Source organism: Cellulosimicrobium sp. BMG9.22 (assembly GCF_059159975.1).
In genome coordinates this window covers 40,012-62,712 of sequence record NZ_JBZGBY010000022.1, presented here as the reverse complement: position 1 = coordinate 62,712, position 22,701 = coordinate 40,012, and the positions used below count along the sequence as shown (strand labels likewise).

The following is a 22,701-nucleotide window of genomic DNA, read 5'->3' as shown; positions in this document are numbered from 1 at the left end:
TCGGCGCTGCGGTGTCAGAGCGCGCCGCCCGCTGCCTCCGGCGCGTCGGCGGACTCGCCGGAGTCGCCGATGGTCTCGCGGGCGACGTAGTTCTCGAGGTCGAAGAGGTTGTCGCCGGCCCGGTGCGCGACCGTGAGCAGCGTCGTCGCCGACGCGACCTCCTCGACCTGCTCCTTGAGGAACCACAGGAGGAACTGCTCGCCGAGCGCGTCGCCCTCCTCGCGCGCGGCGCGGAAGATCGCCTCGATCTGCCCGGTGACCTGCTTCTCCTGGTCGAGCGCGAGCTGCAGCGGCTCGACGACGCTCGAGAAGTCGTTGCGGACCGCGCCCGTGCCGGGGATCTCGACCGGCAGGTCCCGGTCGAGGTGGTACTGGACGATCATCATCGCGTGGTTGCGCTCCTCGACCGACTGGCGGTAGAAGTGCGCGGCGAGCTGGGGAAGGTCGTGCGAGTCGAACCACACGGCGATCGCGATGTACTGCTGGTGGGCGTCAAGCTCGTGGCCCACCTGCTCGCGCAGGAGGGTGAGGAAGCGGGAGTTCTCCGATGCGGTCGTCATGCTCGTCACCGTAGCGACGACGCGCCCGGACCGTAGCGACGACGCGCCCGGCGCACATCCGCTGGTTCGTCGTGGGCTGCCCGCGGGAATGACCGCGCAGGTCGCCGGGTTGCACCACTCGTGACCCTGCTGCTCGACACCTCCGCACCTGCGCCGTCCGTCGTGCCGTCGGCGTCCCCGGGCACCGCCGCGGTCCCCTCGGCGGAGACCTCCGTGAAGGCCGCGTTCGCGGCTGCCTGGTCGGCAACGCACGACGCCCGGGTCGCCCCACCGAACACCCACCCGAACGGGGGACTAGGCTCGTTGTTGATGACAGAGCGAATCTCCGGCAGCGACGTCTCCGGCATGCCAGTGACGGCGTCCACGACGCCGGGACGGGGCGAGCCGTCGCCCGTGGACCCGGTGGACGACACCGACACGAACCGGGCTCCCGAGGCGGAGACCGATGCGGCGCGCGCCGCGCGCTTCGAGCGCGACGCGCTGCAGTACCTGGACCAGCTCTACTCCGCGGCGCTGCGCATGACGCGCAACCCGTCGGACGCCGAGGACCTCGTGCAGGAGACGTTCGCCAAGGCTTTCGCCGCGTTCCACCAGTACCGCCCGGGCACGAACCTCAAGGCCTGGCTCTACCGGATCCTCACGAACACGTTCATCAACACGTATCGCAAGAAGCAGCGCGAGCCGCAGCAGGCCCAGACGGACGACGTCGAGGACTGGCAGATCGCGCGTGCCGCGTCGCACACGTCGCAGGGGCTGCGCTCCGCCGAGGCCGAGGCGCTGGACCGCCTCCCGGACTCCGACGTCAAGCGCGCGCTGCAGGAGCTGCCCGAGGATCGTCGCATGGTCGTGTACTACGCGGACGTCGAGGGCTTCCCCTACAAGGAGATCGCGGAGATCATGGGGACACCGATCGGCACGGTCATGTCCCGCCTGCACCGAGGCAGGCGCCAGCTGCGCGAGCTGCTGGCCGACTACGCCGCGAGGCGAGGACTGGTGGGGGCCAAGACCCCCGGAGGTGAGTCGTGAGCACGTCAGAGAGCCGGAACCCCGGGGCGTCCCCGGTGGACGAGCCGGTGACCCCCATCCCGCACTCGACCGCGGGCGAGTCCGAGTGCGAGCACGCGCTCACGCACCTCTACGAGTACCTGGACTCGGAGATGACGGCCGACGACGAGCTCCGCATGCGGGCGCACGTCGCGCACTGCTCGCCGTGCCTCGCCGAGCTGAGCGTCGAGGAGCTCGTCAAGCAGCTCGTGCGTCGGTCGTGCCACGAGAAGGCGCCCGCGGGTCTGCGTGAGCGCATCCACACGCAGCTCACGGTGATGGTCTCGACGACGACGGTGGTCGAGACGCGCTGACGCGCTCGGCCCGCTCCTCGGGCCCGCACACCAGCCGGACACGCGAGAGGGCCCGGACCGACGTCGTCGGTCCGGGCCCTCTCGCGTGCCCTGTCGGGCGCGTTCTCAGGCGTTGGGGCGCTTGCCGTGGTTCGCGGCGTTGCCCTTGCGGCTGCGACGCTTGCGTCCGCGCTTGCTCATGGTGATCTCCTGACGGTTCTCGGGGAGTGCTGCCGTTCTCGGCGGGGACGGCCGCCCTCAGCGTGTCCGGTCCGTCTCCCATGGTCCCACACCGGACCCCTTGCCAGGTCCGCTGACGCGATATATCGTGTCGTGCGGCGACGAGATATATCGCGAAATTCGCCGGCCCGGGGAGCCGCCCCGGACCAGACCGAGGACGGAGCGCCGGATGACGCAGGAGAGCTGGACCGTCACGGGTCCGCAGATCATCGAGCTCGAGCGCATCACGGCGCTCGACGCGACGGTCATCGGCGGGCGCATCGACGTCGTCGCGCACGACGACCCGACGCGCACGGACGCGCGGGTCGAGGTGCACTCGGTGACCGGGCGCGCGCTCGAGGTGCGCGTCGAGGGGTCGACGCTCCATGTCGGCTACGGCTCGTTCGTCGCGGGCTGGAAGGGCTTCCTCGAGCGCTTCCGCACCTATACGGGCCGCGACGCGGCCGACGTGCACGTCGCGGTCCCCGCGACCGTGCGTGCCAAGGTGGCGACGGTGCAGGGCGAGGCCCTCGTCGCCGGGGTGCGCGAGGGCTTGCGGCTCCAGACGGTCACCGGCTCCCTCCTGACGAGCCGGACCGCGGGCGAGCTGCGGGTCGACACGGTCGCCGGCGAGGTCTCGGCGAGCGAGCACGACGGCGCGGTCCGCATGGACTCCGTGTCCGGTGGCCTCACGGCGACCGGCGCGCTGACGTCCTTGCGGCTCGACTCGGTCTCCGGCTCCGTGACCGTCGACTCGCGCACGACTCCGTCCGAGGTCCTCGTCAGCGCGGTCTCGGCCGACGTGCTCGTGCGGCTGCCCGACCCCGACGCCATGGACTACGCGATCCGCTGCGTGAGCGGCCGGCTCCTCGTGGACGGGGAGGAGCGGCGCGGGTCGGGCGGCACGTTCGCCCGCACGGCGCGCTCCGGGCGCGGAGCCCCGGTGCGCGTCTCGGCCGTCTCGGGGGACGTGACGGTCCTGCGGGGGGCGGCCGACGACGACGCGCGCGGGACCGGCGCCCGCACCGAGGACGCGCCCGCCTGGGGGAGCCCCGGCGCTCGCCCGAGCGCGCCTGCCGGGCCGGTGGACCTCTGATGGCGACCGTCTTCGCCCACGGGCAGCTCCGCCTCTACCTGCTGGCTCTGCTCGACACGGGACCCAAGCACGGCTACGAGCTCATCACCGAGCTCTCGGACCGGTTCGGCGGCACGTACCGCCCGAGCGCCGGCACGATCTACCCCCGGCTCGCCCGGCTCGAGGACGAAGGGCTCGTGCTCCGCAGCGCCGACGGCCGCAAGACGACCTACGCGCTGACGCCCGCCGGACGCGCGGAGATCGAGGCACGCCGCGCCGACGTCGCCGAGCTCGAGCACGGCATCGCGGAGACCGTGCGGCAGCGTGCGCAGGCGCTGCGCGACGACGTCCAGGGGTCGCTCCGCGGCCTGCGTGCCGAGCTCGCCGCTGCGGCGCAGACGGCGCGCGCCCGGCCCCGGGACGGCGAGCCCGACCCCCGGCGGCGCGAGTCCTACGCGTGGCGCATGGAGGCCGAGGCCGTGCTCCAGCGGTTCCGCGAGGACGTCCGGGCGGACCTGCGCCGCGCGGACGCCGCGAGCGTGGTCAGCGAGCTCACGGTCGACACCCTGCGCACCGTGCTCGACAGCGCCCGCAAGGCCGTGCGAGCGACCCTGCCCTGACCGACGGTCAGCTCCAGTCCCCGAACGACACACCCGATCGAGAACCGCACCGAACGAGGAGAGATACGCATGAGCACCGAGTCCTGGGTCATCAACGCCCCCCAGACCGTGGACGTCGCGGACGTGCGCCGCGTCGTCGTCCAGCTCACCGACGGGTCGGTCGACGTCGTCGCCGACCCGGGCCGCGAGGCCGGGGCGAGCATCGACGTGAGCGAGGTGTCGGAGCGCGCGCTGCAGGTGAGCGTGCACGACGGCGAGCTGCGCATCGGCTACGACTTCGCCGGCATCGAGGGTCTCGTCGACCGCGCGAAGGGTCTGCGCGACAAGGACCGCGCCGTCGTCCGGCTCACGGTCCCCGCGCGCGTGCCCGTCAAGGTGACCACGGCGCGCGCGGCGGCGACGATCACCGGCGCGCAGGCGGACGTGTCGGTCACGACCGCGACAGGCATCGCCCGCGTGCAGGGCGCTCGCGGGACGGTGTCCGTCAAGACCGCCACCGGCGCCGTCGACGTCCTCGAGCACGTCGGCGACGTGCACGTGACCACGGCCTCGGGCGCGGTCACCCTCGGCGGGTCGCTCGGCCGCGTCTCGGTCAACACCGTGACGAGCGGTGTCGAGGTCGAGGCACGGGAGAGCACGCCGCTCGTCGACGCGCGCACCGTCTCCGGCGACGTCGCGGTACGCCTCGGCGCCGGCGCCCCGGTCAACCTCAAGGTCCGCAGCGTCACGGGCAAGGCCGTCCTGGACGGCGTCAAGCTCGAGAGCAGCGCGCAGCGCACCACGTCGGTCGACCACGTCGACCAGCCGGGGACGGGCGGCGCCTACGTGTCGACGAACACGGTGTCCGGCGACCTCACGGTCTCGCGCGGCTGAGCGCCGCAGGACCGACGACGGCCCGTCGGCCGGGAACGCTCCCGGCGGGCGGGCCGTCGTGCTGCGTCGCGGGTCAGGCCGTGTCGTCGGGCAGGCCCAGCCAGGCGTGCCAGCCGGTGTGCAGCACGAGCCACGCCATGAGCCCGTACCCCGCCTGGCCGGGGAACCCGTTGCCGCTCTGGGCGAGGTCGGCGAGCCACTGCTCGTGCGTGACGAGCGGGCTGAACGTGTCGACGTACGGCACCCGACGACGGTTCGCGACGTCCGAGAACGCGTTGGACAGCTCGGCGAGCCGCTCGGCGTCCTGCGGGTGCCCTGGCGGCGGTCCGACGACGAACGTCGGGAGGCGGTGCGACTCCGCGACGTCCAGGACGTTCGCGAGGTTGAGGCGCGAGCGCGCGACGGACAGCCCCGCGTCGAGGTCGTGCCGGCCGAGGCCGATGACGAGGCGGTTGTCCACGTCGAGCTCGGTGGAGAAGCGCCGTGCGGTCTCCGCCTCCCAGCGCTGGCTGAGCGCCGTCGTCGTCTCGCCGGGGATCGCCAGCGGGAACACGTAGGCAGGCTGCGGGAAGCGCGTGCGCGCCACGACGCGCCCCGCCCACCCCAGTGCCTTGGCATCACCGACGCCGGCGCTCAGCTCGTCGCCGACGACGCAGATCCGTACCTCTCGACTTGCCGCGTCTTCCACGGGGGTCATTCTCCCCGACGCGGGGAGCGTCGGTCGATCGCGGCCGGTCCGCCCGGCGTGTCGGTGCCCGGCGCCTCACGTCGGGCGGGGTGGATGGGCACCCACCCACCCACCCCACCCACCCACGGCGCGCTCACAGGAGCGTCGCGCCCCACGTCACCTCGTGGGCGTCGCCCGGTGCGAGCCGGACCAGCCGGTCACCCGTACGGAACGCGTCCGCGATACAGCTCATGGGCTCCGCGGCGACACCCGAACGCCGGAACGCGACGTCGCCCACGTGGTCGCCCGTGCAGATCTGCCACGTGTCCATCGACGAGTCCATCCAGACCGCGGCCGTGCGACCGTCGGGTGCACCCAGGCGGATCCACGACAGGCCCGCGTCGTCGCGCGTCACGTCGACGTACGCGTCGTCGACGTCCACGCCCCGCAGCGACCGCGTCTCGCGCAGGTCGAACCTGCCGGCGACCGGTTCCGTGCCCGTCGGGAGCAGACGGTCGTCGGTCGTCACCCGCGTGGACGCGTCGAGGCGGATCGTGCAGTCGTCGAGGTCCGCGCCCGCGGGGGAGAGCCACGGGTGGAAGCCCACGCCGTAGGGCGCCGTCCCCGTCCCGGAGTTGGTCGTGCGCACCTGCACCCGGAGCCCGTCGTCGCCCAGCGTGTACGTGACGCGCGAGACGAGCGCGAACGGGTAGCCCGGTGTCGGGACGAGGCGCAGCTCGAGGACGACCTCGGCATCCCTGTGCTCCACGACCGACCAGCGCTCCCAGCAGGCGAGGCCGTGCAGCGCCGTGCTGCGCTCGAACTCGGTGACGGGAACCTGGAACGCGGTCCCGTCGAGCTCGTACTGGCCGTCGCGCAGGCGGTTCGGCCAGGGCAGCAGCACCGCCGCGTTGAAGGCGGGCGAGACCTCGTGCTCGGCGAAGGGGACGAAGACCGGGCGACCGGCGACCGCGTACTCGCGGACGGCCGCTCCGACCTCGGTGATCGTGGCGACGTGGTCGCCGTGGGAGATGCGCAGCTGTGCGCCGGAGGGTGCGTCGGTGTTCACGCTCACACACGGTACTCGGCGTGCGCGGGTGCACGATGGCCCGCCGACCGTCAGACTCGGTGCCCGGGCACGTGCACCTGCGCGCCCGACGCAGCACGAGGAGGAACGATGGAACGACGTGTGCTCGGACGCACGGGACGGCTCGTCTCGGTGGTGGGGCTCGGGACGTGGCAGCTCGGCGCCGACTGGGGCGACGTCGACGAGGGCGACGCGCGCGCGGTCCTCGACGCCTCCGCCGAGGCCGGCGTGACGTTCTTCGACACCGCCGACGTCTACGGCGACGGCCGCAGCGAGCAGATCATCGGCTCCTACCTCGCCGACAACCCCGGCCACGGCATCACGGTCGCGACCAAGATGGGCCGTCGCGAGGCGCAGGACCCCGACAACTACACGCTCGCGAAGTTCCGCGAGTGGACCGACCGCTCGCGCGCCAACCTGCGCACCGAGCGGCTCGACCTCGTGCAGCTCCACTGCCCACCGACAGCCGTGTACTCGCGCGACGAGGTCTACGACGCGCTGGACACCCTCGTCGCCGAGGGAGCGATCGCCGCCTACGGGGTGAGCGTCGAGACCGTCGACGAGGCCCTGACCGCCATCGCCCGGCCCCATGTCGCGAGCGTCCAGATCATCCTCAACGCGTTCCGCCTCAAGCCGCTCGACCAGGTGCTGCCCGCCGCGTCCGACGCCGGCGTCGGCGTCATCGCACGCGTCCCCCTCGCGTCGGGGCTGCTCACGGGGAAGTACACCAAGGACACCACCTTCGCCGCCGACGACCACCGCACGTACAACCGCGACGGCAGCGCGTTCGACGTCGGCGAGACGTTCTCCGGCGTCGACTTCGAGACGGGTGTGCAGGCGGCGGACGAGTTCTCCACGCTGGTGCGCGACGTCGTCGCGCAGGACCTCACGCCCGCGCAGGTCGCGCTCGCATGGGTCTGGCAGCAGCCCGGCGTCACCACCGTCATCCCCGGCGCCCGCAGCGCCGACCAGGCGCGCGCCAACGCCGTCGCGGGAAGCGCCGACGTCCTCGGCCCGCTCTTCGCGTCCGGCGTCCGGGAGATCTACGACGAGCACCTGAGGGCGAAGATCCACGACCGCTGGTGAGGTGGGTCCGGGTCCGGGTCCGGGTCCGGGTCCGGGTCCGGTCCCGGGTTCCGGGTTCCGGGTTCCGGGGTCCGGTGGCCGTGGCTGGGTGGTCGGAGCGGGAGGGGCGGCGGCGGGTCTACCATCCGCCGCTCGTCCCTCGCGGCTCCCGCCAGACCCACCACGACCCGCCGCCGCCCCTCCCGCCCCGACCTGCCGTCGCGTCGCCGACATGTCGCGCACCCGCGCGACGACCACCGGGCACGGCCTGGCCCGGCCCGGCCCGGCCCGGCCCGGCCCGGCCCGGCCTGGTCTGGCCTGGCCTGGCCCGGCCCGACGCGGTCTGGCCCGGTCGCGGCCGCCAGCATCGGCGTCGATGCGCGGCCTGCAGCCGGCCCGCCGACGGCGGACGGTCCGGCGCCGCGCGCGGCACCCGCCGAACACGACCTGAGCGTCGTTGTGCACCGCTTGCCGACACCCAGGTCATGTTCGACGGCGTGTGGTGTCGTGCTCGAGCGACCGAGCGACCGAGCGACCGAGCGACCGAGCGACCGAGCGACCAAGCGACCGAGCGACCGAGCGACCGAGCGACGGCGGCGCGGGCGCGAGACGGGCTGTCACGAACGGGTCGAGGTGCGGAGCGTGGGCCTGGTCCGCCGCGCGCGGAGGCGAGGTGCCTACGAGGGGGGTGGGTGCGGTGCGGGGGCGCGGGTCGTGGAGGGCCTGGCGGGAGGCCGCGAGGCACGAGCGGCCGGATGGTAGACCCGCGCCCCCGCACCGCACCCACCGCCCGGACGTACCCATGACGCCGCCCGCCCGTACGATGAAGGCCCCTTCCGTACGGAAGGGGCCTTCGTGCGCGCTCAGACGAAAGCGATCGTCAGCGGGCGAACGCCTGCTCGAGGAGCACGGACTGCTGGGCCTGGTGCTTCTTCGCCGTGCCGGTCGCCGTCGATGCGGATGCCGGGCGGGACGCGACGCTGACTCGCGGCAGGTCGTCGGGCAGGTTGATGTGGATGAACGACCAGGCGCCCTGGTTCTCGGGCTCGTCCTGGACCCACACGACCTCGGCACCGGAGTACTTCGCGAGCTCGGCACGGATGCCGTCGACGTCGAGCGGGTAGAGCTGCTCGAGCCGGACGATCGCCACGCCCTCGTCGCCGCGCTTGGTGCGCTCGGCGAGGAGGTCGTAGTAGACGCGGCCGGTGCACAGGAGCACGCGCTCGACCTTGGCCGGGTCGACCGCGGCGTCGGGGACGACGGGCTGGAACGTCCCGGTCGTGAACTCCTCGACGTTCGACGCGGCGGCCTTGAGGCGCAGCAGCTGCTTCGGTGTGAAGACGACGAGCGGACGACGCGGACGGTCGTACGCCTGGCGGCGCAGCAGGTGGAAGTAGGACGCGGGCGTCGACGGCTGGGCGATCGTCATGTTGTTCTCGGCCGCGAGCTGCAGGAAGCGCTCGATGCGCGCGGACGAGTGGTCCGGCCCCTGGCCCTCGTAGCCGTGGGGGAGCAGCATGACGACGGACGAGTACTGGCCCCACTTCTGCTCGGCGGACGAGATGAACTCGTCGATCACCGTCTGGGCACCGTTGACGAAGTCGCCGAACTGCGCCTCCCAGAGGACGAGCGCGTCGGGTCGCTCCACGGAGTAGCCGTACTCGAAGCCGAGGGCGGCGTACTCGGACAGGGACGAGTCGTAGACCCAGAACTTCGCCTGCTCCGCGGAGAGGTAGAGCAGCGGCGTCCACTCGGCGCCGGTCTCGCGGTCGTGGAGGACGGCGTGGCGCTGCACGAACGTGCCGCGGCGCGAGTCCTGGCCGGCGAGGCGGACGGGGGTGCCCTCCATGAGGAGGGAGCCGAACGCGGCGAGCTCGCCGAAGCCCCAGTCGATGCCGCCGTCGACGGACATCTGGCGCCGCTTCTCGAGGAGCTGCGCGAGCTTGGGGTGCACGGTGAAGCCCTCGGGCGGCGCGACGTGGACCTGGCCGAGGCGCTCGAGGACGGAGCGGTCGATCGCGGTCTTCCAGCCGACCATCGTGCCGGCGTCCTCGAGCTGGGACTCGGGGCGCTCGAGACCGGCCACCGGCTCCTTGTCGGCGCTCGGCGTGTACCCGCCCTCCTTCGTCTCCGTGAAGACGCGCTCGAGCTGGGCCTGGTAGTCCTGCAGGACGTGCTCGGCCTCCTCGAGCGTGATGTCCCCGCGCGCGACGAGGTTCTCGGTGTACAGCTTGCGCACCGAGCGCTTGGCCTCGATGAGATTGTACATGAGCGGCTGCGTCATCGAGGGGTCGTCGCCCTCGTTGTGACCGCGGCGGCGGTAGCAGATCAGGTCGATGATCACGTCGCGGTCGAACTGCTCGCGGAACGCGAAGGCGAGCTCGGCGACGCGGACGCACGCCTCGGGGTCGTCGCCGTTCACGTGGAAGATCGGGACCTGGTAGCCCTTGGCGACGTCGGTCGCGTACGTCGTCGAGCGCGACGACGACGGGCCCGTGGTGAACCCGACCTGGTTGTTGATGAGGACGTGCACGGTGCCGCCGGTACGGTAGCCGCGCAGCTGCGCGAGGTTGAGCACCTCGGGCACGACGCCCTGGCCCGCGAAGGCGGCGTCGCCGTGGATGAGGATCGGCAGCACGGAGAAGCCGTCGCCGCCGAGGTCGATGCGGTCCTGCTTGGCGCGCACGATGCCCTCGAGCACCGGGTCGACCGCCTCGAGGTGCGACGGGTTCGCCGCGAGGTAGACCTTGGTCGTCGCGCCGGTCTCGGCGGTGAAGACGCCCTCGGTGCCGAGGTGGTACTTCACGTCGCCCGAGCCCTGCACGCTCTTCGGGTCCAGGTTGCCCTCGAACTCGGCGAAGATCTGCGCGTAGCTCTTGCCGGCGATGTTCGCCAGCACGTTGAGGCGCCCGCGGTGCGCCATACCGATGCCGACCTCGTCGAGGCCGTTCTCCGCCGCCTTCGACAGGATCGCGTCGAGCAGCGGGATGAGCGACTCGCCGCCTTCGAGCGAGAAGCGCTTCTGGCCGACGAACTTCGTCTGCAGGAACGTCTCGAACGCCTCGGCGGAGTTGAGGCGGCGCAGGATGCGCAGCTGGTCCTCGCGCGGCGTGCGGGCGTACCCGGACTCGAGCCGCTCCTGCAGCCACTTGCGCTGCGTGCGGTCCGCGAGGTGCATGTACTCGATGCCCACCGTGCGGCAGTACGAGTCGCGCAGCAGGCCGAGGATGTCGCGCAGCGACGACTTCGTGCTGCCGCCGAACCCGCCCGTGGGGAACGTGCGGTCGAGGTCCCACAGCGTCATGCCGTGGTTCTGGATGTCCAGGTCGCCGTGCTTGCGCTGGCGGTACGCGAGCGGGTCGGTGTCCGCCATGAGGTGGCCGCGCGAGCGGTAGGAGTGGATGAGCTCCGCGATCTTCGCGGGCTTGGCCGCCTCGATCTCGGCGTCCGTCGTGTTGTCACGGACCCAGCGCACCGGCTCGTAGGGGATCCGCAGCGACGCGAACACGCGGTCGTAGAAGCCGTCCTCGCCGAGGAGCTTCTGCGAGAGGATCCGCAGGAACTCACCCGACTGCGCACCCTGGATGATGCGGTGGTCGTACGTCGACGTGATCGTGAGGACCTTCGAGATGCCGAGGCGCGCGAGGCGCTCCGTGGAGGCGCCCGCGAACTCGGCGGGGTAGTCCATCGCCCCGACGCCGATGATCGTCCCCTGGCCCTGCATGAGGCGCGGCACGGAGTGCACCGTGCCGATGCCGCCCGGGTTGGTGAGGGAGATGGTCGTGCCGGCGAAGTCGTCGACGCCGAGCTTGGCCCCGCGCGCCCGGCGGACGAGGTCCTCGTAGGCCGCCCAGAACTGGGCGAAGTCCATCGTCTCGGCCTTCTTGATGCTCGGCACGAGGAGCTGGCGCGAGCCGTCGGGCTTGGCGAGGTCGATCGCGAGGCCGAAGTTGACGTGCGCGGGCTGGTTGACCGCGGGCTTGCCGTCGAGGTCGGTGTAGCTCGCGTTCATGACGGGCATGTCCGCGAGGGCCTCGACGAGCGCGAACCCGATGAGGTGCGTGAAGGAGATCTTGCCGCCGCGGCCGCGCGCGAGGTGGTTGTTGATGACGGTGCGGTTGTCGACCATGAGCTTGGCCGGCACGGCGCGCACCGACGTCGCGGTCGGCACCGTGAGGCTCGACTCCATGTTCGTCACGACGCGCGCTGCCGGACCGCGGAGCTTCTGCACGTCGTCGACGGGCTGGGCCTCGGCGCTCGGGGCGCCGGCCACCTTGCGCGCGGGGACCTGCGCGTAGGGCGCTGTCGCGGGCTGCGCCGTCGCGACCGGCTTGGTCGCGCGCACGGCCTCGACTGCGGCGTTGACCGCCGGGTCGGCCGGGAGCTTCGGCGGCTTGACGCGCTGCGCGGCCTCGGCGGCGGCAGAACCGTCCGTCACGGCGGAGGGTGCGGGGGCCGTCCGAGGCGCGGCGGCGGGGGAGCCGTTGCCCGAAGTCGCGGGCGACGCGCCGTTCACCGGGGCGCTCGTCGCGGCATCGCTCGCCCGCTCGTCCTGCTGCCCGGCCTCCTCGGCACGCTCCGCGGGACGGTAGTCCTCGAAGAAGTCCCACCACGCGGGGTCGACCGCGTTCTTGTCCTGGAGGTACTGCTCGTACAGTTCGTCGACGAGCCACTCGTTCGCTCCGAACACGGAGCTTGCGTCGCTGATCGCCTCTGACTCAGCCTTCGGGGACACGCGAGGATCGCCCACTTTCACACACGGAGTTCGCTGTCGGTCACAGTCGTGTCGACGCGGGACGGCGCGCGGGAAGCGTGACGACCGACGTCGGCGCAGACTCGTCCGGATTCCGGACCCCTCCAGCCTAGGCCCTCGACGGCCGCCGAGGAGGCCGCGCGGGGGCTTCCCGTGCGACCCGTCCGCCGGTTCTTCACGCCGCGTCTGCGCGAGGCAAACGCGATGCCACGCTCACCTCGTCGGAGGGCAAGATCGCGGAATTCCACCCCATCGCGAGGTATCCGACCGCCGATGTGTGAGGCATCTCACGCGAGCACACCGGGGTCGGGGCCCGTCTCGTCGTCCGCGACGGCGCCCGCTCGCGCGGGCAACGTCACCCGCATCACGGCACCGCTGCGCGAGTCGGCGACCTCGATCCGGCCGCCGTGCAGGTCCACCGCCCACCGCACGATCGCGAGGCCGATACCCGTGCCGCCCGTCGAGCCGCCCGTCGTCGTGTGCGACCCCGTCGCGCTGGCCCGGGCGAACCGCTCGAAGATGCGCTCGCGGTCCTCCTTGGCGATCCCCGGCCCCTCGTCGACGACCTCGATGACGACGTCGTCGTCCACCGGGTACGCCTCGAGCCGGATCTCGCCGCCCTGCGGGGAGTGCCGGATCGCGTTCTGCAGGAGGTTCACCACGACCTGGTGGAGGCGCTCGCGGTCGGCCTCGAGCACGAGGTCCGGAGGAGTGACGTCGACGACGTACTGCAGCTGTTTGCCCGCCTCGACCATCGACACGGCATCGGCGTTCTCCTCGAGGAAGTCGCCCACGTCGATCTCGGTGATGTTCAGCGCCGCCGCCCCGGCCTCGATGCGGGACAGGTCCAGCAGGTAGGACACGAGGCGCGTGAGCCGCTCCGTCTGCGCGAGCGCCATCTCCATCGTCGCGGGCGTGGGCTGCGTGACGCCGTCGACCACGTTCTCGAGCTGCGCCTGCAGCGCCGCGATGGGGGTGCGCAGCTCGTGCGACACGTTGGCGATGAGCTCGCGGCGCACCTGGTCGCTCGTCGCGAGGTCCTCCGCCATGACGTTGAACGCGACCGCGAGCTGGCCCACCTCGTCACGGCTCGTCGCGCGCACGCGGCGCGTGTAGTCGCCGTCGGCCATGGCGCGCGCCGCGGCCGTCATCTCGCGCAGCGGCGACGTCATGCCGCGCGCGAGGAGCTGGGTGAGCAGCAGCGAGAGGACGATCGCGAGCGGGAACGTGCGCGACGGGCCGAGCTGGTTCTGCAGCCCGATCCACGTGATGAGGACGGCGAGCGTCACCGTCGCCGCGACGAGCACGCCGAGCTTGATCTTCAGCGAGCGGAACGAGTCGAGCGGCCGGACGTCGGGCAGGTGCGGGCGGATCGTGTGGGACCGGTGCCCGGGCGCGGGCGGCCGCTCGTCCCCCTGGGGGCCGGGGTCGCCGGCAGGGAGAGTCATCCGGCGGGCGGCTCGAACGCGTAGCCCACGCCGTGCACGGTCCGGATGAGGTCCGCCCCGAGCTTGCGGCGCAGCGCCTTGATGTGGGAGTCGACCGTGCGTGTGCCGCTCGCGTCCGCCCAGTCCCACACCTCGGCGAGGAGCCGCTCGCGCGTGAGCACGGTCTTGGGCGAGCTCGCGAGCATGACGAGCAGCTCGAACTCGGTCGGCGTGAGATGGACCTCCTCGCCCGCGCGGTAGACCCGTCGCTGGGCCTTGTCGATCGTCACGTCGCCCACGGCCATGGGTGGGTCCGCGGGCGCGGCGCTCGCGGCCTGCGTGGCGCGGTCGACGCGGCGCAGCAGCGCCTTGATCCGGGCGACGAGCTCGCGCATCGAGAACGGCTTCGTCATGTAGTCGTCGGCGCCCACCCCGAGACCGATGAGCATGTCCGTCTCGTCGTCGCGCGCGGTGAGCATGAGGATCGGCACGGGCTGGTCGGCCTGGATGCGTCGTGTCACCTCGAGCCCGTCGATCCCCGGCAGCATGACGTCCAGGACGATGACGTCCGGACGCAGCCGGGTCGCCGCCTCGACGCCCGACAGGCCGTCGCGGGCGACCTCGACACGCCACCCCTCGGCGCTGAGCCGCTGCGCGATGGCCGTCGCGATCGCGGGCTCGTCCTCGACGACGAGCACCGTGGCGGCCTGCTGGGCGGGACCGCCGGCGCCGGCCGACGTGCCCGTCGTGGGCGCGGTGGCCCGGCCCGGGACGGGACCGGCGCCGGCGCCGGTCGGGAACGCACTCGCTGCCCTCGGATCTGCCATGGGATACAGCGTGGCACACGTCGGCCCAGGTCGGCCGGATTTCCCGGGCGCCCACGGTCCACGCACCGCGTGCGCACCGAGCGCGTGCGGTGCAGCGGGCGCTAGCATCGTCGGCACGATGAAGCGCACTTCCCGATATCGGTGGAGCACCTCGTGGTAGGCGACTGGGTCATGGTTGCGCTCGGGGTGCTCCTCACCGCAGGCACCGCCGTCTTCGTGGCCAGCGAGTTCTCCCTGGTCACCCTCGACCCCGCCGTCCTCCCGGCCGGCGACGACGACCCGGCCGACCAGGAGGGCGACAGACCGGGGACCTCACGTCCTCCTCGGCCGTCGCGGGCGGACCGCCGTGACCGCAGCGTGCGCGCCGGTCTCAAGCACCTGTCGACCGAGCTCTCCTCGGCGCAGGTCGGCATCACCGTCACGACGATCCTCCTGGGCTACACCGCCCAGCCCGCCCTCCTCTCGCTCTTCGGCGCCGGCCTGCGCGGCACGGCGCTGGGAGAGGCTGCCGCCGCCGTCCTCGCGGGGGTCCTGGCCCTCCTGGTCGTGAATTTCTTCTCGATGCTGTTCGGGGAGCTCATCCCCAAGAACTTCGCCCTGAGCGCTCCGTACGCGACGGCACGGCAGGTCGTGCCGGTGCAGCGTCAGTTCACCAAGCTCCTCCGCCCGGTCATCGCCGTCCTCAACGGCTCCGCGAACGCGATCCTGCGGCGCGTCGGCGTGGAGCCGCGCGAGGAGCTGTCCGGAGCGCGCTCCGCGTCCGAGCTCGCGGCGCTCGTCCGCCGCTCCGCGCAGGAGGGCACCCTCGACGTGTCCGTCGCGACCCTGCTCACCAACTCCATCGAGCTCGACGCGCTGAGCGCCGTCGACGTCATGACGGACCGCATGCGCATGGTCGTCGTGGCACGTGACGCAACCGCTGCGGACGTGGTCGACGCTGCACGCCGGACCGGCCACTCACGGTTTCCCGTCATCGGCGAGGACCGGGACGACGTCGTCGGGCTCGTCCACCTGCGCCGCGCCGTCGGCGTCCCGTACGAGCGGCGCGACGAGGTTCCCGCCGCCGCGCTCATGGTCGACGCCCCGCGCGTGCCCGAGACGGTGAGTCTCGGCCCGCTCCTCGTCGAGCTCCGCGGCTTCGGGCTCCAGATGGCGGTCGTCGTCGACGAGTACGGCGGCACCTCCGGTGTCGTGACCCTCGAGGACGTCGTCGAGGAGCTCGTCGGGGACGTCGCCGACGAGCACGACCCGCGCCGCTCGGGTGCCGCCCGCCGCGCCGACGGCTCGTGGCTCGTGCCCGGCGTCATGCGGCCCGACGAGCTCACGGAGGTCACCGGGCTGCGGGTGCCCGAGGACGGCGCGTACGAGACCCTCGGCGGCCTCGTCATGGCCCGCCTGGGCCGGGTGCCCGGACCGGGCGACGAGGTCGTCGTGATCGCCGGCGCCGGAGGAGGCGTGGTGCTGCGCGTCGAGGCGATGGAGGGCCGTCGCGTCGAGCGCCTCGGCGTGCGTCACGTGCCCGGGACGGAGGCGGACGTATGAGCTCCACCACCGCGCTCCTCGTCGCCGTCCTCCTGCTCGCCGGCAACGCGTTCTTCGTCGGCGCGGAGTTCGCCGTCATCTCCGCCCGTCGATCGGCGATCGAGCCCCTCGCCGAGCAGGGCAACCGGCGGGCCCGGACCGTGCTGTGGGCCATGGAGAACGTGTCGCTCATGCTCGCGTGCGCCCAGCTCGGCGTGACCGTCTGCTCGACCGGCCTGGGCGTCGTCGCGGAGCCCGCGCTCGCGCACCTCATCGAGGACCCGCTGCACGCGCTGGGCGTGAGCACCTCCCTCGCGCACCCGATCGCGTTCGTCGTGGCGCTCGGGATCGTGGTGTACCTGCACGTCGTGCTCGGCGAGATGGTCCCGAAGAACCTCGCCGTCGCCGGCCCGGAGACCGCCGTCATGTGGTTCGGGCCGCCGCTCGTGTGGATCGGCCGCGTCCTGCGTCCGATCATCGCCGCGCTCAACTGGCTCGCCAACCACGCGGTGCGCGCGACCGGGGTCGAGCCCAAGGACGAGGTCGCGTCGGCGTTCACCGCCGAGGAGGTGCAGTCGATCGTCGAGCACTCCCAGGCGGAAGGTGTCCTCCACGACGAGCAAGGGCTGCTCTCGGGTGCGATCGAGTTCTCCGAGCGCACCGCGAGCGACGTCATGATCCGGCTCGCGGACCTCGTCACCGTCACCGAGGGGTGCACGCCCGAGGAGGTGGAGCGGCTCGTCGCGCGGACGGGCTACTCGCGCTTCGCCGTCGCCGACCCGACGGGCGACCTCGTGGGCTATCTCCACGTGAAGGACGTCCTCTACGCGGACGACGCGACGCGTGCGCTCCCCGTCCCGGCGTGGCGCGTGCGGGCGCTCGCCACGGCGGCGCCGGACGACGAGGTCGAGGACGCGCTGCGCGCCATGCAGCGCTCCGGTGCCCACCTGGCACGCGTCGACGGACCCGGGCGCGCGGGCCCGCTCGGCGTCGTGTTCCTCGAGGACATCCTGGAGGAGCTGGTGGGGGAGGTCCGCGACGCGATGCAGCGCCGGCACGGAGGCCGGCTGTGAGCCCGGTCCTGTACCCGGAGCGGTGTCCTGAGCAGGGGACTTGGCATCGTCGAGGTGCTTCGTTACTGTTCCGTGATTGACCCGGTCGTCGGTGCAGTCCACCGGCCGTCCGCGAGCCGAGGGCCCCGTTCCAGCGGGATCCCGGCCCACGGACGTGTGCTGGTCGCCCCTCGTGGGCCCCGGAACGTGGAAGGCAGGTGGCGGGTGGAGTCGCACGGCACGGGCGCCCCCGCTCTCGAGTCCCGACGCGCCCGGCGCGAGGCGGAGCAAGGCCCTCGTCGTCGTCGGTCCCAGGTCCAGGTCCCCGGCCAGCATCGCTGGGCCCCCCGCATGGCCGTGCTCGGCACGCTCGCCGTCGCGACGATCGCCATGCCCCTGTCCGCGGGTGCCGAGGACGGCATCGGGACGGGGTCCCCCTTCGAGCCCGAGACCCGGCCGCTCGGACCGAGCGCGCTCGACCTCGCGACCGCCGGGTCGACGGCGCCCGCCGTCTCCCAGAGCGTCGCCGCCGCCCCCCGCACGGAGCTGCGTGCCGAAGCCGCATCCCGGTCGTCCGCCCGCGATCCTCTCCCGGGCTGCGACCCGGCGATCCGCCCCGCGGGCACCAACGGCAACCTCGACCAGCACGCGCTGTGCGAGCTCTGGCAGGCCGGGGAGCACCTGCGGCCCGACGCGGCCGTCGCCCTGTCCGCCATGAACGAGGCGTTCCGTGCGAACTTCGGTCGTGACCTGTGCCTCGTCTCGTCGTACCGCACGCTCTCGACGCAGGTCTCGCTCAAGTCGACCCGAGGCGCGTTCGCCGCACCTCCCGGCTGGTCCATGCACGGCTGGGGCCTCGCGATCGACCTGTGCTCGGTCGAGACCGGTTCGCGCGAGGTCTACGCGTGGATCAACCAGAACGGCGGCACGTACGGCTGGGCGAACCCGGCGTGGGCCAAGCGCGGCGGCAGCGGCGCGTACGAGCCGTGGCACTTCGAGTTCGTGCAGGGTGTCGAAGAGGTCCAGAACTCCTGATCCGCCCGGGTCCGTCGTGGGCCCGGGTGCACGGCCCGCGTGGTCCGGTCCGCGGCGGCGTCGGACCGTGTGCTCGGACTGGCGCGCCGTCACCGTGGTCGTTCGTCCTCGCTTCGCGAGCGCGCCTTGACGTCCTTCGCACACGGTCCGACCCCGCCGCTCGTCCTGCCCGGGACCTTCCGGGTCGTCGGAGGCGCGAGATGCAAGAAGTGGCCCTTCTCGCTCCGGTCCGAGGGACCACTTCTCGCATCTCGTCGGCGGTCGTCGGCGTCGTCCTGCCGGCGATCCGACGCTGCACGCGAGTTGGCTCCGCGAGCTGGCTCCCCGTGCGGGCTACGGGCCGGAGAGGCGCTCGTTGTGGCCGAAGTCCTGGAGGAACCGCGGGCCGGTCGCGGCGAGCTCGGCCTCGAACGTGTCGCGCCAGGCGCCGTAGGGGCGGCTCGCGAGGGCGTCGTTGGAGAAGCGCGGGTCGTCGGTGAGCTCGGTGACGCAGAAGGCAGGGATCTGCAGGTCCGTCACTGGGCCGGTGCGCTCGCACTCCGCGACGACGAGCGGGTGGTTCGGGCCGCCGAACACGTCGACGACCCAGCCGTCGGCACCGAGCCAGGCGGAGTAGCGGGTCTTGACGATCCTCGCGCCGCCGCGCCGGATCATCTGCAGGCCGACCGCGACGTCGATCTCGCGCTCCGCCTCGTAGCGGGTCCCGCCCGCCACGGGCCCTTTCGCGGTGAGCGTGCACAGGTCGACGGCGCCCGCGTGCCGGTCGAGGAGCCGTACCGGATCCGTCGACGCGTCCATCGGGGCGTCGACCGCAGACGCCTTGGCGCGGAGCCGTAGCGCGTACCCCTCGTCCGCGAGGTAGTAGCTCTGGACGATGAGCGCGGGCGCGTCGCGCAGGTCGCCGGGGAGCTCGTGCACGAGGAACCGGCGCTCGAACTCGAAGTCCCCGTAGCCGCCGTCGGTCATGGTGACACCGTAGCGGGACGGGAACGGGCGGCACAGGAGATGCCACGCTCCCGTCGGGAGACGGGTCGAGCCCGTCCGCCTGAGGCGGTCCGGGCTCGGAGTCCGACATGTCGGAAGTGCCCTCGATAGGATTCGAACCTACGACCTTCTGCTCCGGAGGCAGACGCTCTATCCACTGAGCTACGAGGGCGTGCGCCTGCGGTGTCCGCCGACGCGATGCACGAGACTACCAGCCCGTCCGGGATGCGTGGGTCTCGCCCGTCACGAGGACGCCCGCTCGTCCGAGGACGTCGCCGGAACCGGTCGCGACGGCGGGTGCGCGCGCCTCGGTAGAATCGCCCGGTGACCCCCGACGAGCTCTCCGAAGCGCTGAGCGCTGCCCTGGCCGCCGCCGTCGCCGACGGCACCCTCGCCCTGGACCCTGGCGCGGTCCCCGAGCGCGTCCACGTGGAGCGACCCCGCCAGCGCGAGCACGGCGACTGGGCCACGAACGTCGCGCTGCAGCTCGCCAAGAAGGCGGGCACGACGCCGCGAGCGCTCGCCGAGGACCTCGCGAACCGCCTCGCCGCGACGCCGGGCGTCAAGGCCGTGGACGTCGCGGGTCCGGGCTTCCTCAACATCACGCTCGACGCCGCGACCGCCGGCGAGCTCGCGCGCACCATCGTCGAGGCGGGCCCGGCGTACGGCCGGGGGGCCTCCGAGGCCGGCAAGCGCGTGAACCTCGAGTTCGTCTCGGCCAACCCGACCGGCCCGATCCACATCGGCGGCGTCCGCTGGGCTGCCGTGGGCGACTCGCTCGCACGCGTGCTCGAGGCGAGCGGCGCGGACGTCTCCCGCGAGTACTACTTCAACGACCACGGGGCGCAGATCGACCGCTTCGCGCGCTCGCTCCTCGCGCGTGCCCGGGGCGAGGCCGCCCCCGACGACGGGTACGGCGGCGAGTACATCTCCGAGATCGCCGACGCGGTCATCGCCGAAGCGCTCGCCGCGGGCGAGCCCGACCCGCGCACGCTGCCCGACGCCGAGGCGCAGGAGGCGTTCCGCGCGCGCGGCGTCGAGCGCATGTTCGGCGAGATCCGGAAGTCGCTGCACGACTTCGGCGTCGACTTCGACGTCTACTTCCACGAGGACTCGCTGCACGAGTCGGGCGCCGTCGAGCGCGCGGTCGCACGCCTGCGCGAGGCGGGCCAGGTCTACGAGCAGGACGGCGCGACGTGGCTGCGCACGACCGACTTCGGCGACGACAAGGACCGCGTCGTCATCAAGTCCGACGGCGAGGCCGCCTACATCGCGGGCGACATCGCGTACTACCTCGACAAGCGCGAGCGCGGCTTCGACGAGGTCATCATCATGCTCGGCGCGGACCACCACGGGTACGTGGGCCGCATGATGGCCGTGTGCGCGGCGTTCGGTGACACTCCCGGGAAGAACCTGCAGATCCTCATCGGGCAGCTGGTGAACCTGGTGAAGGACGGCGTGCCCGTGCGCATGTCCAAGCGCGCGGGGACGGTCCTGACGATCGACGACCTCGTCGGCGCGGTCGGCGTCGACGCCGCGCGGTACTCGCTCGCGCGCTCGTCGGCGGACTCGTCGATCGACCTGGACCTCGACCTGCTCGCGCGCGCGACGAACGAGAACCCCGTCTTCTACGTGCAGTACGCGCACTCGCGCACCTCCGCCGTGGACCGCAACGCGGCCGACCGTGGCGTGTCCCGCGCCGACGGGTTCGAGCCCGCGCTGCTCGACCACCCGTCCGAGACCGCCCTCATCGGGCGCCTGACCGAGTTCCCGCGGATCGTCGCGCAGGCCGCGGAGCTGCGCGAGCCGCACCGCGTCGCGCGCTACCTCGAGGCCTTGGCCGGCGACTACCACACGTGGTACCAGCAGAAGTCGCAGCGCGTCCTGCCCTACCCCGACGAGGAGGTCACGGACACGCACCGCACGCGCCTGTGGCTGAACGACGCCGTGCGCCAGGTCCTCGCCAACGGCCTCGGCCTGCTCGGCGTCTCCGCGCCGGAGCGCATGTGAGCGCCGCCCCTGCCGACGCGACCTACCCGGGCGAGCCCTGGTCGAGCGGCGTGCGGCGCCGCGCGGACGGTGTGCTCGAGGTCGCCGGCGTCGACGTGCGCGACCTCGCGGCCGAGCACGGCACCCCGGCGTACGTGCTCGACGAGGCGGACTTCCGTGCGCGCGCCCGGGCCTACCGGACGGCGTTCGAGGACGCGTTCCGCGCCGTCGGCTCGGACGTCGACGTGTACTACGCGGGCAAGGCGCTGCTCACGGTCGCGGTCGCGCGCTGGGCGCGCGAGGAGGGCCTGCGGGTCGACACCGCGAGCGGGGGAGAGCTGGCCGTCGCGCTGCGCGCGGGCGTCCCCGGCGCCGAGATCGGGCTGCACGGCAACAACAAGTCGGACGCGGAGCTCGAGCGCGCGCTCGAGGTCGGCGTCGGGCGCATCATCGTCGACTCGCTCGTCGAGGTGGACCGCGTCGCGCGGATCGCGGAGGCGCGCGGAGTCGTCGCACCGGTCATGGTGCGCGTGACGACGGGCGTGCACGCGGGCGGCCACGAGTACATCTCGACGGCGCACGAGGACCAGAAGTTCGGCCTGTCCGTCGCGGCGGGAACGCCCGGGCCCGACGGCGTCGCTCCGGACAGCCCGGCGATGACCGCCCTGCTCGCCGTGCTCGACCGGTCCTCGCTGCACCTGCTCGGGATCCACTCGCACATCGGCTCGCAGATCCTCGACGCGTCGGGCTTCGAGGTCGCGGCCCGCGCCGTCCTCGGCCTGCGCGCCGACCTTGCGGCGCGCACGGGCGTGCTCGTCGACGAGGTGGACGTCGGCGGCGGGTACGGCATCGCGTACCTCCCCGGCGAGGAGGCTCTCGACCCCGCGCCGGTCGCGCAGGCCGTCGCCCGCGCGGTGTCCGGCGCGGCCCGCGACCTCGGCACGACCCTGCCGCGCTTCTCGATCGAGCCCGGGCGCGCGATCGTCGGGCCGGCGGGGATGACGCTCTACACGGTCGGGACGGTCAAGCCCGTCACGGTCACGCAGGACCCTGCGTCCGCGGCCCCGGGCGACGAGCACCAGGGAGCGACGACGTTCGTCCGCACCTATGTCTCGGTGGACGGCGGCATGAGCGACAACATCCGTCCCGCCCTGTACGGCGCGCGCTACCACGCGGAGGTCGTGGGCCGGTCGTCGGAGGCGGCGCCCGTGCTCGCGCGCGTCGTCGGCAAGCACTGCGAGAGCGGCGACATCGTCGTGCACGAGGTCATGCTGCCGGGCGACGTCCGCGCGGGAGACCTCCTCGCGGTGCCGGCGACGGGGGCCTACGGGCGCTCGATGGCGTCGAACTACAACCTGCTGACGCGTCCGCCCGTCGTCGGGGTCCGCGAGGGTGCGAGCCGCGTGCTCGTGCGGCGCGAGACCGTCGAGGACCTCCTCGCGCTCGACCACGGCTGACCTGCCCGATCCGCCGCCGCGCACGGGCAGGGCGGCTCGGGACGAGGTCGTGACCACTCCTCGGGAGGGGCGTCGACGAGCTCCGTCGCGCACGTATCCTGTGCCGTGCGGCGTCCCGCCGCCTCTCCCAGGAGCCTGACCGGCCCCGTCGCC

19 protein-coding genes and 1 tRNA gene are annotated in these 22,701 nt (G+C 72.9%); 11 read left to right on the top strand and 9 right to left on the bottom strand.

From position 1 onward, the window contains the following. Positions 1–14: 14 nt before the first annotated feature. Positions 15–560, bottom strand: a complete 546-nt coding sequence (locus AC4H2H_RS14640) for a ferritin (protein WP_494371542.1) — start codon at positions 558–560, stop codon at positions 15–17. A 345-nt stretch (positions 561–905) separates the two neighbouring features. Between AC4H2H_RS14640 and AC4H2H_RS14635 the strand changes: the two genes are divergently transcribed. Both AC4H2H_RS14635 and rsrA read left to right on the top strand, forming a co-directional pair. Continuing rightward, positions 906–1,586: a sigma-70 family RNA polymerase sigma factor gene (locus AC4H2H_RS14635; RefSeq protein WP_494371559.1), complete on the top strand. Its 681-nt coding sequence runs from the start codon at positions 906–908 to the stop codon at positions 1,584–1,586. Next, complete coding sequence (gene rsrA / locus AC4H2H_RS14630) at positions 1,583–1,918, top strand: mycothiol system anti-sigma-R factor (RefSeq protein WP_494371541.1); 336 nt, start codon at positions 1,583–1,585, stop codon at positions 1,916–1,918. Before AC4H2H_RS14635 ends, rsrA begins: the two co-directional genes overlap by 4 nt. 105 nt (positions 1,919–2,023) lie before the next feature. Here the strand turns inward: rsrA and AC4H2H_RS14625 are convergent, their stop codons facing one another. Continuing rightward, positions 2,024–2,098: a 50S ribosomal protein bL37 gene (locus tag AC4H2H_RS14625; protein ID WP_099052597.1), complete on the bottom strand. Its 75-nt coding sequence runs from the start codon at positions 2,096–2,098 to the stop codon at positions 2,024–2,026. A gap of 208 nt (positions 2,099–2,306) precedes the next feature. On the opposite strand from AC4H2H_RS14625, the gene AC4H2H_RS14620 reads away from it, so the two are divergent. The 3 genes from AC4H2H_RS14620 to AC4H2H_RS14610 all read left to right on the top strand — a co-directional run bounded on the left by AC4H2H_RS14620 (position 2,307) and on the right by AC4H2H_RS14610 (position 4,684). After that, positions 2,307–3,212 carry a DUF4097 family beta strand repeat-containing protein gene (locus AC4H2H_RS14620; RefSeq protein WP_494371540.1) on the top strand — a complete coding sequence of 302 codons (906 nt, stop codon included), beginning with the start codon at positions 2,307–2,309 and terminating at the stop codon, positions 3,210–3,212. Further along, positions 3,212–3,811, top strand: coding sequence for a PadR family transcriptional regulator (locus AC4H2H_RS14615; protein ID WP_494371539.1), 600 nt, complete (start codon positions 3,212–3,214; stop codon positions 3,809–3,811). Before AC4H2H_RS14620 ends, AC4H2H_RS14615 begins: the two co-directional genes overlap by 1 nt. Positions 3,812–3,880: 69 nt before the next feature. Then, positions 3,881–4,684, top strand: coding sequence for a DUF4097 family beta strand repeat-containing protein (locus tag AC4H2H_RS14610; protein ID WP_494371538.1), 804 nt, complete (start codon positions 3,881–3,883; stop codon positions 4,682–4,684). Positions 4,685–4,757: 73 nt separating this feature from the next. Here the strand turns inward: AC4H2H_RS14610 and AC4H2H_RS14605 are convergent, their stop codons facing one another. Together AC4H2H_RS14605 and AC4H2H_RS14600 are read right to left on the bottom strand one after the other, a co-directional pair. Next, entirely contained in the window at positions 4,758–5,372 is a 615-nt protein-coding gene (locus AC4H2H_RS14605) for a GDSL-type esterase/lipase family protein (RefSeq protein WP_494371537.1), read from the bottom strand. A gap of 133 nt (positions 5,373–5,505) precedes the next feature. Continuing rightward, positions 5,506–6,420: an aldose 1-epimerase family protein gene (locus AC4H2H_RS14600; RefSeq protein WP_494371536.1), complete on the bottom strand. Its 915-nt coding sequence runs from the start codon at positions 6,418–6,420 to the stop codon at positions 5,506–5,508. A gap of 108 nt (positions 6,421–6,528) precedes the next feature. On the opposite strand from AC4H2H_RS14600, the gene AC4H2H_RS14595 reads away from it, so the two are divergent. Beyond that, complete coding sequence (locus AC4H2H_RS14595) at positions 6,529–7,524, top strand: aldo/keto reductase (RefSeq protein ID WP_494371535.1); 996 nt, start codon at positions 6,529–6,531, stop codon at positions 7,522–7,524. Positions 7,525–8,383: 859 nt separating this feature from the next. Here the strand turns inward: AC4H2H_RS14595 and AC4H2H_RS14590 are convergent. The 3 genes from AC4H2H_RS14590 to AC4H2H_RS14580 form a co-directional block, all read right to left on the bottom strand. Next, complete coding sequence (locus AC4H2H_RS14590; protein ID WP_494371534.1) at positions 8,384–12,193, bottom strand: multifunctional oxoglutarate decarboxylase/oxoglutarate dehydrogenase thiamine pyrophosphate-binding subunit/dihydrolipoyllysine-residue succinyltransferase subunit; 3,810 nt, start codon at positions 12,191–12,193, stop codon at positions 8,384–8,386. Between the two features lie 350 nt (positions 12,194–12,543). After that, positions 12,544–13,704, bottom strand: a complete 1,161-nt coding sequence (locus tag AC4H2H_RS14585; protein ID WP_494371533.1) for a HAMP domain-containing sensor histidine kinase — start codon at positions 13,702–13,704, stop codon at positions 12,544–12,546. Beyond that, a complete protein-coding gene (locus AC4H2H_RS14580; protein ID WP_494371558.1) occupies positions 13,701–14,381 on the bottom strand; it encodes a response regulator transcription factor in 681 nt (226 codons plus the stop codon). Before AC4H2H_RS14580 ends, AC4H2H_RS14585 begins: the two co-directional genes overlap by 4 nt. A gap of 282 nt (positions 14,382–14,663) precedes the next feature. On the opposite strand from AC4H2H_RS14580, the gene AC4H2H_RS14575 reads away from it, so the two are divergent. The 3 genes from AC4H2H_RS14575 (at position 14,664) to AC4H2H_RS14565 (ending at position 18,118) form a co-directional block, all read left to right on the top strand. Beyond that, positions 14,664–16,052 (top strand): hemolysin family protein, encoded by a 1,389-nt coding sequence (locus AC4H2H_RS14575; protein ID WP_494371532.1) that lies wholly within the window; start codon positions 14,664–14,666, stop codon positions 16,050–16,052. Beyond that, complete coding sequence (locus AC4H2H_RS14570; protein ID WP_494371531.1) at positions 16,049–17,104, top strand: hemolysin family protein; 1,056 nt, start codon at positions 16,049–16,051, stop codon at positions 17,102–17,104. Before AC4H2H_RS14575 ends, AC4H2H_RS14570 begins: the two co-directional genes overlap by 4 nt. 204 nt (positions 17,105–17,308) lie before the next feature. Next, entirely contained in the window at positions 17,309–18,118 is an 810-nt protein-coding gene (locus AC4H2H_RS14565; protein ID WP_494371530.1) for a M15 family metallopeptidase, read from the top strand. A 333-nt stretch (positions 18,119–18,451) separates the two neighbouring features. Here AC4H2H_RS14565 and AC4H2H_RS14560 read toward each other — a convergent pair whose 3' ends face one another. Both AC4H2H_RS14560 and AC4H2H_RS14555 read right to left on the bottom strand, forming a co-directional pair. Then, positions 18,452–19,084: a CYTH domain-containing protein gene (locus AC4H2H_RS14560; protein WP_494371529.1), complete on the bottom strand. Its 633-nt coding sequence runs from the start codon at positions 19,082–19,084 to the stop codon at positions 18,452–18,454. A gap of 117 nt (positions 19,085–19,201) precedes the next feature. Then, positions 19,202–19,274, bottom strand: a tRNA-Arg gene (locus tag AC4H2H_RS14555). A gap of 152 nt (positions 19,275–19,426) precedes the next feature. On the opposite strand from AC4H2H_RS14555, the gene argS reads away from it, so the two are divergent. After that, complete coding sequence (argS, locus tag AC4H2H_RS14550; protein WP_494371528.1) at positions 19,427–21,112, top strand: arginine--tRNA ligase; 1,686 nt, start codon at positions 19,427–19,429, stop codon at positions 21,110–21,112. Continuing rightward, positions 21,109–22,548 carry a diaminopimelate decarboxylase gene (lysA, locus tag AC4H2H_RS14545; RefSeq protein ID WP_494371527.1) on the top strand — a complete coding sequence of 480 codons (1,440 nt, stop codon included), beginning with the start codon at positions 21,109–21,111 and terminating at the stop codon, positions 22,546–22,548. The genes argS and lysA overlap by 4 nt, the downstream gene beginning before the upstream one ends. The last annotated feature ends 153 nt before the right edge of the window (positions 22,549–22,701 follow it).